The organism is Bradyrhizobium sp. 191, assembly GCF_023100985.1.
GTDB lineage: Bacteria > Pseudomonadota > Alphaproteobacteria > Rhizobiales > Xanthobacteraceae > Bradyrhizobium > Bradyrhizobium diversitatis.
This window is the reverse complement of record NZ_CP064692.1, coordinates 3,310,105-3,327,365: the sequence shown is the minus strand read 5'-3', so window position 1 is coordinate 3,327,365 and position 17,261 is coordinate 3,310,105. Positions and strand designations below refer to the sequence as shown.

The 17,261-nt window shown below is 59.6% G+C and carries 13 protein-coding genes; 11 read left to right on the top strand and 2 right to left on the bottom strand.

The window, feature by feature from the left end:
* Nucleotides 1-11: 11 nt before the first annotated feature.
* The 8 genes from IVB23_RS15330 to IVB23_RS15295 all read left to right on the top strand — a co-directional run bounded on the left by IVB23_RS15330 (nucleotide 12) and on the right by IVB23_RS15295 (nucleotide 9,892).
* Entirely contained in the window at nucleotides 12-1,577 is a 1,566-nt protein-coding gene (locus IVB23_RS15330) for an IS66 family transposase (protein ID WP_247800830.1), read from the top strand.
* Nucleotides 1,574-2,176, top strand: a complete 603-nt coding sequence (locus IVB23_RS15325) for a plasmid pRiA4b ORF-3 family protein (protein ID WP_247800829.1) — start codon at nucleotides 1,574-1,576, stop codon at nucleotides 2,174-2,176. Before IVB23_RS15330 ends, IVB23_RS15325 begins: the two co-directional genes overlap by 4 nt.
* Nucleotides 2,140-3,522, top strand: a complete 1,383-nt coding sequence (locus IVB23_RS15320; RefSeq protein WP_247804067.1) for a DUF3363 domain-containing protein — start codon at nucleotides 2,140-2,142, stop codon at nucleotides 3,520-3,522. Before IVB23_RS15325 ends, IVB23_RS15320 begins: the two co-directional genes overlap by 37 nt.
* 1,290 nt (nucleotides 3,523-4,812) lie before the next feature.
* Nucleotides 4,813-6,792 (top strand): conjugal transfer protein TraG, encoded by a 1,980-nt coding sequence (locus IVB23_RS15315; protein WP_247804066.1) that lies wholly within the window; start codon nucleotides 4,813-4,815, stop codon nucleotides 6,790-6,792.
* 13 nt (nucleotides 6,793-6,805) lie between these two features.
* Entirely contained in the window at nucleotides 6,806-7,225 is a 420-nt protein-coding gene (locus IVB23_RS15310) for a CopG family transcriptional regulator (RefSeq protein ID WP_247804064.1), read from the top strand.
* Nucleotides 7,226-7,837: 612 nt separating this feature from the next.
* Nucleotides 7,838-8,176, top strand: a complete 339-nt coding sequence (locus tag IVB23_RS15305) for a hypothetical protein (protein WP_247804063.1) — start codon at nucleotides 7,838-7,840, stop codon at nucleotides 8,174-8,176.
* Between the two features lie 89 nt (nucleotides 8,177-8,265).
* Entirely contained in the window at nucleotides 8,266-8,883 is a 618-nt protein-coding gene (locus IVB23_RS15300; protein ID WP_247804062.1) for an SDR family oxidoreductase, read from the top strand.
* Between the two features lie 13 nt (nucleotides 8,884-8,896).
* The gene (locus IVB23_RS15295; protein WP_247804061.1) at nucleotides 8,897-9,892 is read left to right on the top strand and encodes a nitrilase-related carbon-nitrogen hydrolase; all 996 of its coding nucleotides are present in this window, start codon (nucleotides 8,897-8,899) and stop codon (nucleotides 9,890-9,892) included.
* A 1,109-nt stretch (nucleotides 9,893-11,001) separates the two neighbouring features.
* Here the strand turns inward: IVB23_RS15295 and IVB23_RS15290 are convergent.
* Both IVB23_RS15290 and IVB23_RS15285 read right to left on the bottom strand, forming a co-directional pair.
* Nucleotides 11,002-11,217, bottom strand: coding sequence for a hypothetical protein (locus tag IVB23_RS15290; RefSeq protein ID WP_247804060.1), 216 nt, complete (start codon nucleotides 11,215-11,217; stop codon nucleotides 11,002-11,004).
* 597 nt (nucleotides 11,218-11,814) lie between these two features.
* Entirely contained in the window at nucleotides 11,815-12,879 is a 1,065-nt protein-coding gene (locus tag IVB23_RS15285) for an IS630 family transposase (RefSeq protein WP_247803844.1), read from the bottom strand.
* A gap of 482 nt (nucleotides 12,880-13,361) precedes the next feature.
* Between IVB23_RS15285 and IVB23_RS15280 the strand changes: the two genes are divergently transcribed.
* The 3 genes from IVB23_RS15280 (at nucleotide 13,362) to IVB23_RS15270 (ending at nucleotide 16,757) form a co-directional block, all read left to right on the top strand.
* Nucleotides 13,362-13,922, top strand: a complete 561-nt coding sequence (locus IVB23_RS15280) for a hypothetical protein (RefSeq protein WP_247804059.1) — start codon at nucleotides 13,362-13,364, stop codon at nucleotides 13,920-13,922.
* A 151-nt stretch (nucleotides 13,923-14,073) separates the two neighbouring features.
* A complete protein-coding gene (locus IVB23_RS15275; protein ID WP_247319974.1) occupies nucleotides 14,074-15,321 on the top strand; it encodes an MFS transporter in 1,248 nt (415 codons plus the stop codon).
* A 221-nt stretch (nucleotides 15,322-15,542) separates the two neighbouring features.
* The gene (locus IVB23_RS15270; protein ID WP_247804058.1) at nucleotides 15,543-16,757 is read left to right on the top strand and encodes a TlpA disulfide reductase family protein; all 1,215 of its coding nucleotides are present in this window, start codon (nucleotides 15,543-15,545) and stop codon (nucleotides 16,755-16,757) included.
* Nucleotides 16,758-17,261 lie beyond the last annotated feature (504 nt).

Here is a 17,261-nt window from a genome sequence, read left to right as displayed (position 1 = left end):
GACTCGGGCCAATGAGTGATTTGCCTGATGAGCTGCCGACCGATCCAGCCGAGTTGCGTGTCTTTGCCGCGGCTCTGCTGGATCGCTGCGCCAGGCTCGAGCGATTGCTAAAGCTTGCGAAAGATGCGCAGTTCGGTCGATCGTCGGAAAAGCTGGACGCTGATCAACTTCAGCTTGTTCTAGAAGACATCGAAGAGGCCGTCGCGGCTCTCGAAGCAGCCGAAGATCGCGCCAATCCCAGAACCTGCGAGAAGAGAACTGCCAAGCACAGGGCCAATCGTGGCAAGCTGCCGGAGCATTTGCCCCGCATCATCGAAACCCTGATGCCGGCTGAAACCTGCTGCCCCTCCTGCAAAGGCGATCTCGTTGAGATTGGTCGCGATGAGAGTCAGAGGCTCGACGTCGTTCCGGTGCAATACCGGGTGATTGTGACCCGCCGGCCCAAACTGGCCTGCCGCGCCTGTCACGGTGTTGTCCTCCAGCACGCCGCTCCCGAGCGACTGATCAGGGGTGGATTGCCCACCGAGCGGCTCGTCGCACAAGTGATCGACGCCAAGTATCATTGGCATTTGCCGCTCTATCGCCAGGCGCAGATGCTGGCGACGCACGGTATCGCCATCGACCGTTCCACGCTCGCCTTCTGGGTCGGCTATGCCGCCCAGGAATTGAAGCCCTTGTGGCATCGTCTGCGAGAGCTTCTGCTCGCCTCCTCGAAGCTCTGTGTCGATGAGACCCCGGCGCCGGTGTTGGATCCGGGGCGCGGCAGAACCAAAACCGGCTACTTCTGGGCGCTCTCGCGTGATGACAGGCCTTGGGCCGGACCTGACCCACCTGGCGTGGTTTACGCCTATGCACCGGGCCGTGGGGCCGTTCATGGCTTGCGGCTGCTTGAGGGCTATCGCGGCATCATCCATTGCGATGGCTATGAGGCTTACAAGACCATGACCCGAGAGACGCGTTCGGACGCACTGTCCGCGACGCTTGCCTTCTGCTGGTCGCATCTGCGACGCCAGTTTGTGAAGATCGAGCGCGAGGCCTCTCCGGCACCGGCTCCGGTTGCCCGCGAGGCCCTCAAGCGCATCGCCCAACTCTACGCGGTCGAGAAAGTACTACGTGGCCGATCTGATGCTGAGCGCCGCGCAGGCCGACAAGCGCATGCCCGGCCTTTAACCGCAGCCTTGAAGCAGTGGTTTGAGGCGCAGTTTGATCACCTTGCACAGAAGAGCGACACGGCGAAGGCTTTGCGTTATGCGCTGCGTCATTGGGACGGCCTGACGCTCTACCTTGATGATGGGCGCATCGAGATGGACACGAATGCGGTCGAGCGCGCGATGCGGCCGATCAAGCTCAACGCCAAGAACTCCCTTTTTGCCGGCTGTGACGAGGGGGCCGAGAGTTGGGCGTTACTAGCTTCGTTAATCGAGACCTGTAAGCTTAATGGCGTCAGTGCAGAGCGCTGGCTCTCCGACGTCCTCGCGAAGCTTGTCAATGGTTGGCCTGCGTCACAACTGGATGAGCTGCTTCCCTGGGCATCGACTTACATGATGCATGCTCACGATCCAAGGTTGGCAGCATGAGCCTCAACACGACCGCTGTCCGGATCAGAGTGACCCTCAAGGACGTGAAACCGGAAGTGATGCGTCGCCTTGTCGTACCTGTCACCCTGCGCCTTGATCGGCTGCATTTGACGCTTCAGGCGGCATTTGGCTGGACAAATAGCCACCTCTTCGAGTTCCATGCTGGCGAAGAGCGTTGGGGCATCCCTGATCCCGACGGTGATTTTGGCCCCCAGCCTATCGATGCCCGCAAGACGCGGCTCTCCAATATCGTTCAAGAGACCGGCGCCAAGACGATCCGTTATCTCTATGACTTCGGCGACAGCTGGGATCATGTGATCAAGCTTGAAAAATGGTTCGACAACACGACGACAGAGGGACTTCCCCTCCTGCTCGAGGCCGCCGGTCGTTGTCCTCCGGAGGACGTCGGCGGTGCGCCCGGCTATGTCGAATACCTCGATGCCATCAGCGACCCCGCACATCCAGAGCACGAATGTATGCGCCTCTGGGGGCCCGAACAGTTCGATCCCGACGTCGTCGACCGGAAGGCGCTCGAGGCCGCCGTCAACGCATTGTCCGGAATTTGGAAGCCAAGACGGCACAAGCTGCGATCAAAATAGGCGTCAAGCGCCAATCGAAAGGGCCGCAGCGCTACGCTTACGGTGAACTTGCCAGCCTGCGTAGCTTCACCCGGGAGCTGATGGACCAAGCCTCGCGCGACCTTGGCACACGGCTTGACTGGGTCGCGGTCGACCATTGGAATACCGAGCATCCGCACATTCACATCCTCGTGCGGGGCCGTACCGATGACGGTGCCGACCTCGTCATCAGCCGCGATTATATCGCTATGGGCTTACGCGCCCGCGCCAGCGACCTTGTCACGCGCGAACTTGGCCCTCGTTCGGAGCTCGAGATCCGCCAGAGCCTTGAGGCGGACACGACAGCCGAACGCTGGACCAGGCTCGATCGGACGCTTGCCCGGGAAGCGGGGACGGCGGACGGCGTTATCGATTTGAGGTTCGAGCGGGAGGCCGGGCGCGATCCATTGCGGGAAATTCGGATTGGGCGGATGCGGACGCTCGAGCGGCTCGGCTTGGCGGAACCTGGGGGCCCCGCGGTCTGGGTTCTGGCAGCCGATGCGGAGGCGAGGTTGCGCGCGCTTGGCGAGCGCGGTGACATCATCAAGCGGCTGCACAAAACCCTCACGCGGGACGGCGCCAGCCGCACCCCGGCATCCTGGGCACTCGAGGGCGAAACTCATGGCGAACCGATCGTTGGCCGTCTCATCGCGCGCGGGCTTGATGACGAGCTGAAGGGCACAGCCTTTGCCATTGTCGATGGGATTGACGGGCGCGTGCATCACGTGAAGCTTTCTGACGTCGAGGCGGCCGGCGATGGGCCGATCGGTGGGATTGTGGAACTGCGCCGGTTTGCGGACGCCCGTGGTCGAACACGGATTGCGCTCGCGGTTCGCTCGGAGCTCGTTCTGGACCAGCAGGTCGCGGCGGATGGTGCAACGTGGCTAGACCGGCAGCTCGTTGCACGAGATCCTGCCGAGCTCTCGCGCAATGCGTTTGGCGCGGAGGTTCGTGCAGCACTTGAACGGCGCATCGATGTTTTGGCCGACCAAGGGCTCGCCCAGCGCGATGGCAACAAGGTCCGGCTACGCCGCAACCTGATCGAAACCCTCCGCGATCGCGAACTCGACGTCGTCACACGACGTCTCATGGAGGAAACGGGGCGTCCGCACTTGTCATCTGATGTAGGTGAGCAGATTTCGGGGGTTTATCGTCGACGCCTGTCACTGGCCTCGGGGCGCTTCGCGATGATCGACAACGGCCTCGGCTTTCAGCTTGTGCCCTGGTCGCCTTCGCTCGAGCGGGAGTTGGGAAAACAGGTCAGCGGCATCGCCGGTCCAGGCAGCGTCGACTGGGACTTCGGCCGCAAGCGGGGCCTATCGCTCTGACCTGAGGTCCTGGCGCTGCACTGCGCCCAATTGCAGGGCAGGGAAGACTTGGTTGCCTCGCGTGGATTGCTCGAGGCGGAAAAATGGGAGAGGAGCGATAGTGAGCAGCGAATAGCGAATGGAGGGTCCACCGTTCTGGAACTATCTCTTCTTCGCCTCCGGGTTCGCTCGACCTTGGTGGCGTTCGATCATCGACTGGACGCAGCTGTGTGGAAAAAAGCGCCGTTCACCCTTAGGTCGCTGAGATTCTCAACGGCTAAATCGCACAGCAGAACCCTTCGAATCTAGATGGCCATCCCGTGTAGCGGAAACGGCATGGGGCCTTCGATCTTTAAGTCATCGGAAGGTGTCTGGCTGTGGCATGATGGCGGTGACGATACTTCCTTGCGTGCTGGTCTCGGATGCCGATGGTCAGATGCTCTGCAGAAGACCCCGGCGCTTCGCGCACCGACCACCAGAGTCCAGTTTGCTGGACCCAGTTGTGGGCGTGTCATCGAGCGGGCGAATAACGATTTCAACCTGCTCGATTTTGATCCGGAGGCATTCGCGCGAGGTTATCCGCGTAGGCAGGCCGGCGAGCAATCGGAGAGCTCCGAGCCCACAAGCCGGCTTTGACAGCGGATAGCAGAAGTGCAACTCGATTCGCGCAATGAAGATTTGGCAAACGCCAGTTCGCCTGTCCCGGTTTCCAGAGAGACCGCAACAGCTGACGTACAACATCCAAGAATCTGGCTGGCCAAGGGCACCAACAGGCGACCGGCTGGAGGAGGACTCGCTCGATACCGATGCGCAGGAATATCTAGATGACCGTCGGCCCGGCAGTGTCGTCCCATCGGAAACAAGCTCCTGCCGGGACGCTCCCCGCATGATTCTTGTACTCCGCGAGCCCCGCCTCCCGCCGATTTAATCCGGGAACGCCCGCCTCATCGATAACGCGTTGTGGCACGCCGCACTCTCTCTTGATCGCGCGCACTTGACGGAGAGCTTAGGGCAGACGCGAGCTAGCCTTCCGGGCATCTATAACCCGGAGCCTCGCTTCGCGAAGGCGGGCCGGTTCGCCTCGAGCGGCAGCACGGTACGAGTTGATTGTCTCATCATCCAAGCGCCTATCACGCGAAGCTGCTTGGGACGGTGCTTTAAGGCGGCCTGTTCTACGCGAGGGATCTTTTTCGGCCCAAACGCGGCTTGCCGATCTGACCCGCCGATCCCTTCGCCAGGGCGCGCGCGAGTACGAGAAGCATAAGCCTCTGATTGTAGCCAACAGGTCGATGGTGTCGATATCGGCAAGCCATGTCCGCGACAAAAATCATCTGGCATCAGGTGATCCTGGTTTGCCTAATCGCGTTCACCTTCGTGTGGGCAGCGACCGAATGGACCGCTTGTCAGCTTGCGTTCCAGCCGCAGCTTGGACCGGCCTGGTTCAGATTAGGGACCTGGCCCGTCTACCAGCCGTTTGCCTTCTTCATCTGGTGGTTTGAATTCGACGCTTACGCGCCCACGATATTCCTCCAGGGGGGCGCCATTGCCGGGAGCGGTGGGATCGCGGCAGTCGCCGCAGCAATGGTGCTTTCGGTCTTGCGCGCGCATGAGGCTCGCGATGTCACGACTTACGGATCAGCGCGTTGGGCCGATACGCGCGAGGTCAAACGGGCGGGGTTGCTAGGCAACGATGGCCTTGTGCTCGGGCGTTTCGATGGTCGATATCTTCGCCATGACGGGCCTGAGCACGTGCTCTGCTTTGCGCCTACCCGTTCGGGCAAGGGCGTCGGCCTGGTCGTTCCGACTCTTTTGACCTGGCCGCGTTCGGTGATCGTCCACGATATCAAGGGCGAGAATTTCCAGTTGACCTCGGGGTGGCGCGCGCACCTTGGAGATGTACTCTTGTTCGACCCGACAAACGCGGCAAGCGCCGCCTACAATCCCCTTCTTGAGATTCGCCGTGGTGATTGCGAAGTACGAGACGCGCAAAATGTCGCGGATATCCTGGTCGATCCCGAAGGGGCGCTCGAGCGGCGCAATCATTGGGAAAAAACCAGCCATTCTCTGCTCGTCGGCGCTATCCTGCATGTCCTCTACGCTGAAGCTGACAAGACACTTGCCGGGGTTGCCAGATTCCTTTCGGACCCGTGCCGCCCGATCGAGGCCACACTGAATGCGATGCTTGCGACTCCTCATCTGGGTGATCGCGTTCATCCCGTCGTCGCTTCAGCTGCGCGAGAGCTGCTCAACAAGAGCGAGAACGAGCGGTCGGGCGTGCTGTCGACCACAATGAGCTTCTTGGGCCTTTATCGCGATCCGGTCGTCGCTAAGGTCACCGCGCGGAGCGATTGGCGCATTCGCGATCTCGTCGATAGACCGCAGCCCGTTTCACTCTATCTCGTCGTGCCGCCATCCGACATCGTCCGCACAAAACCCCTGATGCGGCTCATCCTCAATCAGATCGGACGGCGCCTGACCGAGAGCCTGGATCCCGACCGGCGCCGTCAAAAGCTCCTCCTGATGCTGGACGAGTTTGCAGCCCTTGGCCGCCTCGATTTTTTCGAGAGCCAGCTTGCCTTCATGGCGGGCTATGGCATTCGCAGTTTCCTGATCACTCAGAGCTTGAATCAATTAGAACGCGCCTATGGGCCGAACCACGCGATCCTCGACAATTGTCACATCCGGATCGCCTTCTCCACGAATGATGAGCGCACCGCTAAGCGCGTCTCGGATGCGCTGGGGACCGCGACCGAACTGCGCGCCATGAAAAACTATGCCGGGCATCGCTTAAGCCCCTGGCTTGGACACTTGATGGTGAGCCGCCAAGAGACGTCCCGTCCGCTCCTGACGCCCGGCGAAGTCATGCAGCTCTCATCGAAAGAGGCGATTGTGATGGTGTCGGGCCTCCACCCGCTGCGTGCCACCAAGGTTCGTTACTATGAGGACCCGCAATTTCAGAGGCGAATCTTCAGGCCCGCTAGAACAGGAACAATTCTCTTGTCCTCGCGCCCGGATGAGGACTGGTCAGGGCACCCAAGCCCTGCGCCCTCGATCGAACTGCTTGCGCCTCGGCAGCGAAAGCGTGGCGATCCGAATGGGGGGCTGCGGCGCGAGCCAGAATTGCCGCAGCACGAGGAGATCGAAATCAAGGCACCGCTCGCGGAACATGAGTTCGATGCTGGTCCCGATGAGCCCGACGCAGATGCGGTCCAGGCACAAGCGCTAAGCCGCGTAATGCAGGGATTAGCGCGCGCGACCAGCCTCGACCCTGACGATGGCATGGACCTCTGAGTGGGACAAATCGGTGAAAAAGGTTCAGCTCAGTATCTACCTTGATCCGCAGACATTCAGGACTCTTGATGTCTTCGCGGAGCGTCGTGGCCAGCCCAAGTCGCTGGTCGCAGAGGCCGCGATCGCGTCATTTCTTTCGCCTGACGATTCCGACCAACGGGAGGCGGCTATTGCCAAGCGGCTGGATCGGATCGCACGGCTGCTCGAGCGTCTCGAACGCAATGACAGCATCACGCTCGAGACGCTCGCCCTGTTCATTCGCTTCTGGTTGACATCGGTGCCGGCATTACCAGAACAATCCAGTCCAGCCGCTCGCGCCAAAGGCGCCGAACGTTATGATCGATTCGTTGAAGCGCTTGGCCGAAGGCTTTCCAGCGGATCAAGCGTTCTGAAAGAGGTGAGCTTCGATTCGAACGCCGCAATTCCAGAGTAATTCAACAACCGCCGGAGCGGGCGGACGATGCAGGACTACAAGGGAATTTGCGAGGGTGCTCGCGCCGAGTACATTTCGGCCGCAAACAACGATAGGGCCAAATCGAACGGAGCGAGCGCGTTAGGTCGGGACCGACAGCAGATATCTGAGGCGTAGCAGGCCGCATGACATGAATGCTGAAATCTGAAGCGAGTTGAGACGAGGTCCGGCCTCCATCCGAGCTGCCGCTCAATGGAGTAACGCTGCTTGCTTGAGCAAGCGGAAGCCTCTCCAGAGTTCTGGAAGGTCTTCTCAATGGTTGCCCTACCAGTTTTTGCGAATTGCATCGCAGGTCCTCTGTGTTAGCAATCCACGTTGTACGGTCTTACTATGCGAACATCCTGTCGAAAAATGCGAGAACTTGCACTGCCCCACACTTCAGCAAACTGGTGCGACGTTATCCGTACGTCAGATTGCGATCAGGCAACGCCTGAGACCGCCTGCAATATGTTTCCACAATTCCAAAGGAACGGAACTAGATCGTCTCCTTTCGATGGAAGGGACAACTGGGCCACGAGAAGCACATTGGCTTGGAGCCGTTTGAATGAGGCCCAATTCCCCCGGATGGCGACGATGGCCAAGCATCCTCACACCAAGATCAATCTGATCCGCTCTCTCGCCTCACGACAAGACGGCGTTACACAAGCAGAGTTGCGCAAGGCCACGGGATGGAAGCTTGTCCCGATGCCCCTGATCGCCAAGCGGTGCGAGATGAAGCTGATTACCAAACGTGAGAAGGGCAACGTCACTCGCAAGAAGGGTAAGATCGCCAGCAAGAGCGGCCACTTCACCACATACTACATGATTGCGCATGATTCGACCAAGGCAATAGCCGACGCGACTACCGACACAGGAAGCAGAAAGCCTTATCCCTCAATGCATAAGCCAAGCGATGCGGAAAACGCGACATGAGCCAAAGTCCTGCAGGGCATTGCGCAGCTATCCGGACAGCGAGGCTTGGCTATTGCCGCTTTTCGCGCTGGCTATCCCGATTCGAAGGAATGCGCGAAACTATTATAGCCCATTTCGATGCCAATGCCGAAATCGCGAAACTCGGCTCGCTCGCGGAAACAACGCAGCAGAGCTTTGACGTCGTAAGCGTCGATTTCCCTAGATCCTATTTCAATGTTCAGAACGCGTTGCCTCTCGCGCGCAACCTAAACGCGATCGGCTTCACGGCTTCTTTGTCCGATCAGGTCGGAATCGCGGGAACATCGGCCGTATCGGCATCCAAGGCCGCACTCTGCAACTTGACGCGAGCGCTTGGCGCCCAACTGATCCGCCGAAGCGTTCGGGTAAACGCCGAGAGCTCGGACGTCATCGAAAGCCCGCTGTTTAGGAAGATCGGCATTTCCGAGGCCGGCGTGCAAGACCGCGGAACGGTCCTGCTGGAGCAGATAGCCGCGAAACACCTCGGCAAGCCACGGAAGATCGCGGCGCGTGAGCTTCCTCGCTTTCGGCGGCTCATCCTACATCACCGGCATCGACGTGGCTGTCGATGGCAGACGCACACAGCCCTGAGTCCAAGAAGCCCTGGCGATGTGCTCGAAGAGCCTCCCGTGAGAGTCATCCGTCGTCCTCTACACCAGTCCAGTGCAGCGCTCGGATACTCACAATGAGCAGAAGAAGAGAATGAGAAACATCGTCAAGGCAGCCGCCGTACAGATCAGCCCCGTGTTGTACAGCCGAGAGGGGACAGTCGAGAAGATCACCAAAAAGATTCGCGAATTGGGCAAGAAGGAGGTGCGTTTCGCCACGTTTCCCGAGACCATCATTCCCTACTACCCGTATTTCTCGTTCGTCCAGCCGCCCTTCACGCTTGCCAAGGAGCATCAGAGGCTGCTTGAGCAATCCCTTACGGTACCCTCTGCGGAGACGCATGCGATCGGCGATGCCGCCAAGGACGCCCAAATGGTCGTTTCCGTGGGCGCCAACGAGCGGGACGGAGGATCGATCTACAACACTCAGCTCCTGTTCGATGCGGACGGCACGCTGATCCAGCGTCGCCGCAAGATCACCCCCACCTATCATGAGCGGATGGTCTGGGGCCAGGGCGACGGTGCCGGCCTTCGCGCCGTAGACAGCGCCGTCGGCCGGATCGGCCAGCTTGCGTGCTGGGAACATTATCTCCCGCTGGCAAGATACGCCTTGATTGCCGATGGCGAGCAGATCCACTCCGCGATGTACCCCGGCTCGATCTTCGGCCCTCTTTTCTCCCAGCAAACGGAAGTGAGCACCCGACAGCATGCCCTTGAATCGGCCTGCTTCGTCGTCAGCGCAACCGCATGGCTCAACGCCGACCAACAAGCCCAAATTGCCAACGACACGGGCGCTGCTATCGCTCCGATTTCGGGCGGTTGCTTCACCGCTATCGTTGCCCCCGATGGTCAATTGATAGGCGAGCCCCTGAAGGAAGGTGAAGGAGAGGTGATTGCCGATCTCGACTTCATCGAAATCGACGGGCGCAAGAGAGTGATGGATGCAAGCGGTCACTACAGTCGCCCTGAACTGATCAGCCTCCTGATCGACCGGACACCTTCTTCGCACGTCCATGAACGGATTGTTCCTCCCAGGAGCGTGGCGACTACCGGCCTTCACCGCGAGGACCGTGCTGCGGACGGCTCTTGAGAGTTAATGGTCCTCCCCGCCCGAGCCGGAGCCCCCGCTTCGATCGGAACGGCCGGAGATACAGGTAATCGCCCGAGAGTCACATGCGCAAAGAGAAAGAGCTAGTTTGCAGCAGGACCATGCGGGCCGCTCGGCATGATCCAGACCGATTCTCTATTGGAGAAATGACCAGCTGCGGAGCCTCGCCAGTGACCTTCAGCCTACAGCGCACCGGATCACTGCAGCGGCAAGTTCGCTTCAGGGGTTCGAACAGTTACGCTGACCGCCGCATCGCCCATCCTTGCAGCGCCCTGCCTCGAGACTGGATGTTGCCCCGATGAGGATCCGCTCATATCGGGAGGCCACATCGTCAGCTCGAGACGGCTCGTCATGGCAGGTCTTTCCCGAGTGGCGCCCAGCGGCGGTGGGATCAGGTCCAGGCGATCCTCGCCGGGGAAGCTGGCGGCTGAAGGTGAACGCGCACTCAAGCTACGGTGATCTCCATGCAAGGGCATCCAGCATCCTGCGCAACACGAGCGCCCATTCGGGTTAGGAATTTCATGGAGGACGATAAAACCAGATTACTCGCCGAGAAGGTGCCCACGCTCGCGCTCAACGATCCGGACCCAGCCCCGCGGCTTGAGAACTGGGCCAAAGAATACGAAAAACTGTGTCCTGGACCCAGCCTCCAGACGCGATGAAGATTCATAACTGCCGCCGCACGGTGCTCCGGAAGGCGCCGGCACGGTCTCAGTAAACAACCGCAGTTTCAGGGCGCAGTATCCAGGCCTATGCTGGCCGGATGGAGCAATCAGTACTTTTCAGGTGCCCGCGCACGGGCATGAACGTGCAGCAACTGCTGACAGGGCTGGAGTAGATCGGTCCCGATACTCATCTGCCGGTCGTTTGTCCGGCATGCTCCTCGGTCCATTTCGTGAATGCCTCCACCGGCAAGCTGCTCGGCGACCGCAGTGCGGTGAGGGCGGTCGACGGGTGACATCCGGCATGCTCACTCCGGTTTGGGTGCGCATCCTTTCCCGGTGTAGTTCGTGTATCGTCCCTGGAAAATCCAGCGCCTTGGAGGGGTGATGCTTGTTGCCGCTGCTCGACCTCGCTGCCGGCGCTCTTCGTCAAGCTTCGCCAGCATCGGAGATGGCGCTCACGGCTGGCACGGTGCGGGACAGCGGCAGCGTGCGTTGAAGATTGCGGCTGGCCGGCGAAGGTTTGCCGAGCTTGGCATCGTATTTCTCGGTCAGCACCAGAAGCCGCTTTCGCGTGAACGGGTCGGCCTTATCGGCCAGATCGCGGGCCCGCTGTGCAAAGCTCCTGTAGAACTCGACATCCATGATGTGCCCTCACTCAACGCTACCAGGATTGCACTTAAGTACATCGACGGCTCCGACGTCAAGGCGGGTGAGCAGGGTGGGCCTTTCGCAGAATGTTCTGCGACGAGCCTGTAGCAGCCGATCTGGCGCAAGTAAGCTCGCCGTCGCTGGGGCAATTCACATGTCAGTCCTCCATCGGATCCGGAAGCGATGCCCGGAGTGCGGGGGGCCGATGAATCTCCTGGCTAGCGAGGACGGGCAGAACGAGCGCTACGTCTGCAGCCATAGCGAGGGGGACCCGCTGCGCGATCCACCCGCCTGCCAGTGCGGCCGACAGTTCCCCTGAGGCCTCCTGACAAGTGAGTGGTCGCACTGGGCCTGCAGATACGTTTCAACAGCCGTGGACCGGGCTCGACGCGCGACACGCGAACGGTTGTAAGTCCTATCGCACGCTGGTGATGCATGCCGGAAATCGGTGAGGCGCAGGTGTATTTGGTCGCGCGCATGAGCTGGTGCGCTTCTTATGAGGCGCATCACCCCCACAGGGAATAACGCCGGTGCGTCCGCGGGGGTCGTTCGCGACGTCGGGGGCGCGAGGGCGCCATCTAGTACCCGGAATCAGAGCTGAGTGATACGGCGGCCTTTGAAGGGGCGTTGACGAACCTTTTTCTTGGTCCAGACGAAGGGCTCGGCTTTGTCATTGTACGCGTTGACGTAGGCATCGATGTGTTCCTGAAGCTGCTTGAGACTTGTGAAGGAGGAGCCGCTAAGTGACTGCCCCTGCAAGATCGAGAACCAGACCTCGACCTGATTGAGCCAGGACGCGCTTGTCGGCGTGAAATGAAATTGCACGTTGGGGTGGGCCTTGAGCCAGTGCTCGTTTTTCTTGTGGGTGTTGAGGTTGTCGAGGATGACGTGAAGCCTTCGGCCCGGAAAGGCCGCGATAACGCCGTTCATGAAGTCGAGGAACTCGACGCGGCGACGGCGTTTTGAATGAGCCGCGATGATCTTTCCGGTGGCGACTTCGAGCGCCGCAAACAATGTCGTAGTGCCATGCCGCTTATAATCGTGGCTCTGGCCGGTCAAGGCGCGGCCATTGGGCAACTTCAGATAACCCTGCGCTCGCTCTAAAGCCTGGATCGAGGGCTTCTCGTCCACGCATAGCACAATGGCCTTCGCGGGCGGGGCGACGTAGAGGCCAACAACATCGGCGGCTTTGGCCGTAAAGTTCGGATCGTTGCTCTCGCACCAGGACTTGCGAGCCGCGAGGTCAATCTTGTGGCTGCGCAGGAACCGCCAGACATATTGGACGTCAACATTGCCCAGCGCCTCGGCCAGCAGAGGCCCGGTCCAGCGCGCAAACCCTTGCGGCGGCGGCTTATCCAGCAGCTTCAGAATCCGCTTGTCGGTGGCCTTCGTATAAATCGGCTGCTTGCCGGGCCGCGGCTTGTCGTGCAGTCCTTCAAGGCCATGATCGGCATAGCGGTGTCGCCAAAGGCTGACAATCCGCGGCTGGACTCCGACTTCTTTGGCGATCGAGCGGGTGCTGCGCCCGTCCGCCGCCAACAGAACTATCCGCGCCCGCTTCAAATCGCGCTGCAACGTCACCGGCGAGCGACAACACGCCTCAAGCACCGTGCGATCTTTCCGCGAAAGGCGGACTTCTCTTGCTTCGGGGATCATCCATATCTTGAATCACGACTCACGTTCCAAGAAAAGTGGGTACTAGATTGCGCCTGCGCTTCTTTTTTTGGACCGGTAACTTTGTCGATTTCAAGTAAGGGTGCACGCACCGTCCGCGAAATCGCTCGTCTGTCGGCGACCTGACTGTCTAGAGGGACAAGAGGCTACGAGACGTCTGGCGCTGATCTTTAGGAGTCCGCCGTTTCTTTCTTTCGGTACGCCAGACTGCGACCAGAATGTCCCCGCGGTTGAAGCGGCATGCGGTCTCGGCCCTTTTGTCGTGCGTCATCGCAGGCGATTCATCCGTTTCGACCGAACATCCAGACCCCGCGCGTGCAAGCGCGGGCGGTGTGCAGTCGCAGAGAGAAGGAAGCTGGAGTATGCAGATTAGCGGCGAGCGCCGGGGAGAACCGAGCTCAAGTCGGAATGAAGCTGAGGTGGACGCGCAGCCGAGTCCAAGCGAAGCTCAGCAGACCAGAAAGATGACGAGTCAACTTTCTGAGTGCATTTTCCAGCGACTCCAAGCCGCGACTGACCGCCCTGGTATGGGCAAGAGCCTCGTCGTCGAAGCGGCTCTTGAGCGCTTCCTGGATCCGGCGCCGCCTATAGAGGGACTTGTTTACGAGGCGATCGAGCGAACGAGGGAGCAGGTGCTCAGTCTGCGGACGGACATCGCGATGATCGCGGAAATAGTGGCTCTCCATGCGCGATACCACCTCACGCTGACGCCGCCGATGCCGCTATCCAAGCAGGACGAGGCGTGCGTACTCGGGCTCGAGCGCTTCAAGGCGTTTGCCGAGCAGGTCGATCGTCGCGTACGGTTTGGCCGGCCCTTGCTGCAGGAGGCAATTGATCGCTCGGGAAATTCCAGCCGATCCGGGTCTGAAATGGGCGGCGGAGCGTCACGAGCCGTTCCACGAGCGCCAGTTGAAGAAGAACCCCACTGTGTGGCCGTCGTAGGTAAAAACTCAGAAGCGTGTGCTGTCGCCGAGGAGGGCGGCAGCAATATCAACTTTCGACAGCTGCCAAACGCCTTGTGTTAAAGCCAGTGGCCGCGTTCCGAGCAACACGCGCAGCGATGCCGCTGGGCTGATATCAGGCGAGAAGCCGGTCAACCGGGGTTGGAGCTGGCGGATCATCTCTTGCGTGTTCCTTCCCTTTGCCGCGGGATATTATCTTTCCTACCTGTTTCGGATGATCAACACGCTCATTTGTGGCCGCCTCGCCTCTGAATTGGAGCTTGGTACGGCCGATTTGGGGCTGTTGGGCTCGATCTACTTTCTGGTCGTTACCGGCAGCCAGATTCCGATGGGCATGCTCTTGGATCGCTTCGGTCCGCGCCGAGTCCAGGGTGCGCTCTTGCTGCTGGCTGCCGCAGGCGCTGCGCTTTTCGGATTATCGAGTGGACTTCTGTCGCTTCTGGTTGCTCGCGCGATGATAGCATTTGGCACCGCAGCTTCCCTCATGTCTGGCCTGAAAACAGTCGTGCTCTGGTTTCCGAGAGAGCGCGTGGCGCTCGTCAACGGCTGTATGATCATGCTGGGTGCATTGGGCGCGGTAACGGCAACTGCACCAGCCGAGGCATTGCTTAACTGGATAGGCTGGCGCGGTCTATTTGAGCTGCTTGCCGCATCCAGTGCCTCCGCGGCCGCTTCGATCTATTTTTTGGTTCCAGAGCATGAGGCAACTGCGAAGAGCCCTCCAGAGACGGTCAGCCTGAAGACCGTCTATACGGATGGACGGTTCTGGAGAATTGCGCCGATTTCTTCAACATGTATCGGGTCCGCGTGGGCCCTGCAGTCCTTGTGGGCAGCGTCCTGGCTGAGCGATGTGGAAGGGTTGGACCGAACAAGCCTTGTCACACAATTACTCGTCATGGCGATAGCCCTAAGCATTGGCGCATTGCTGCTCGGCGTGGTCGCCGATTCGTTGCGCCGGCATGGCAAGGACATTGAAACGTTGCTCGCAATCATAGCTGCTGTGTTCATTGCAGCCGAACTCGCGCTGATATTGCATCCGCCATTCCTGTCGCTACCGTCGTGGATCATTGTGGCGATGGTCGGATCAGCAATCGTCCTCAGCTACGCGATCATCGGAGATTACTTTCCAGCTCAATTGATCGCGCGCGCAAACGGCGTGCTCAACGTTCTGCATTTCGGGTGGGCTTTCCTCGTCCAATACGGGACGGGGTTAATTCTCGAGCAATGGCCGGCAAAGGACGGACACTACCCCTCAATCGCGTATCAGACGGCGTTCAGTATCAATGTTGTGCTGCAGCTGGTCGCCCTGGTCTGGTTCATCGCCCCTTGGCTCATAGAGTTGAAATGGAAATCTGAGATCGCCGTCAAGCGCAAGTCGACGGGCCAAAGCAGGTCAGTTCACGTCGCGATCCCGAGCGCCGAAATGGTTATCCTGGAAACCGATCAAGATGTGGAGTGGTGAACTCGGCCTTCTGCATGGCTTCCCGCCTCGTCGGTCTACAGGCGCGTCAAGAACGTCCGGCCGACTGATTGCCTGAGAAGCTCCAAACAGCTGGTCGGATATGCGACGAGCGTCGCAAGGTCGACAGGAATGATACGAAAAATGCGTAAATACCAATGAGCGATGGCTGGCATGCGACTTGCTATTGTTCTCCGCAGAGCCAGGTAAAGCGAATTTGAGCAATGACCAGTCTGACTGAGAGCGCAAGTCAAGTCGGTGCGGAGAATGTGCTGAGAGTCGGTTCGCCGGCTCCCTCCATCAAAGTTGAGGACTGGCTACGTGGCCATCCCGTTACAACGTTCGAACCTGGGAAAGTATACATCATCGAGTTTTGGGCGACGTGGTGCGGACCATGTATCGCCTCGATGTCGAATTTGGTGATCCTGCAAAGCAAATACAGGAGCAACGGAGTTGAGGTGGTAGGCATCGCGGCTCACGAACAAGCTTCGACGGCAGATGAAGCGCGAGCCAGCTTGGACGCTTGGTTGACGAAGAGCTTGCCAAATCTGAACTTCGCGATCGCATTCGACTACTCCGGCGAAATGAACAAGCTTTGGATGGATCCCTGCTTTTCTGTCGGGATTCCCTCGTCATTCGTGGTCGATCGTGACGGCCGCTTCGCCTTTATCGGCCATCCGACGCAACTCGATAACGCGTTGCCCAAAGTTCTGAACGGCTCCTGGGCAGTGAGCGACGAAGCCAAAGCCCTGGATGCGGAGAGGATAACTACGGGTCGACGCAGAAAGCGCGAACTATCGCAGAAGCGAGCGCTGGTGGAGCCGATCTTTGCCAGACTTGAAGCCGCCATGAATAGTAAGGATTGGGCGGCAGCCCTTTCAGGGGTTGAGGAGGCACTCGCTGCGATGCCGGACGATGTCACCTTCCGTGGGCTTCATGCGGAACTGTTGCTTCACAAGATACGCGACATGCGGGCGGGCCTGGCGGTATTGCGCCAATTGGTTCGCGATGCGATCGACAAGAAATCCGTGGTTTGGATGAGCGTGGCCATCCGCCAACTCTTCGACCCCGCGAAAGACTACTCCGGTTTCCCACATGCCGAGCGCTTTGCCATGGGCAGGGACCTCTCCGAACACATCCTGGCGGCGAATCCGCCCCAAGGCAGCGAGGGCGCGAAGTTCCTCTCGTACGGGGCGGTCGCTCAGTACTATTACGAGACCGGTAACAGGGATCGCGCGATCGAATTGGTCGAGGTGGCGCTGAAATGGCTGGATGCAGCGCCTGCCTCGGATGTAGCGAAACGGGATCTCGTGCAGTGCTCCCTCCACGCCTTGGCGAGCTACAGGAGTGACAAGCTCTGTCACGAGGAGTGTTGTTCGACACCGCAAAACACAGCTCCCGAAAAGCCGCAACCGCGATCGCCAAGGGAGGCAGCGTGAGCAATGCTGCTGGCCATGTCCTCTCGGCCTTGTGGTTTTGCGATCAAAGTCGATGCCTTTGGGAATGTCGGGGCATTCACCTGAAGTGAGGATAGGACGAGTGAGGGGTGAACGCAGGCGAGCCGCACCACCACAAGTTCTTTACGGTGAATGTTTCTTCAACGTACGTCGCGATCCGGCGCGATAGCGGCGAGAATGCCTGTCCAGGTGAAGAGTGGTCGCCGGCTGCTAAAGGTGGCGTTTTATAAGATGCTGGTGGCATCTTCGAACAACCAAAAAAGATAGAAATGGGTGGTGACGCTGATGCATTCCAACTCTCAAGGAAGCTTTCTCAAGTTTTTACCGCTGGTTTCAGAAGGGATTCAGGACTTCGTTTCGCGTTGGCCGCAAGCCCATTCGGGAGAGGCGGCAAACCGTGACGACGGACGGGGTTGTTTAGAGCGGTCAGTGCCCTGTGCGCGCCGTGCTAAGGAAACACTGAGCGAAGCCGTGCCTTCATTGTCA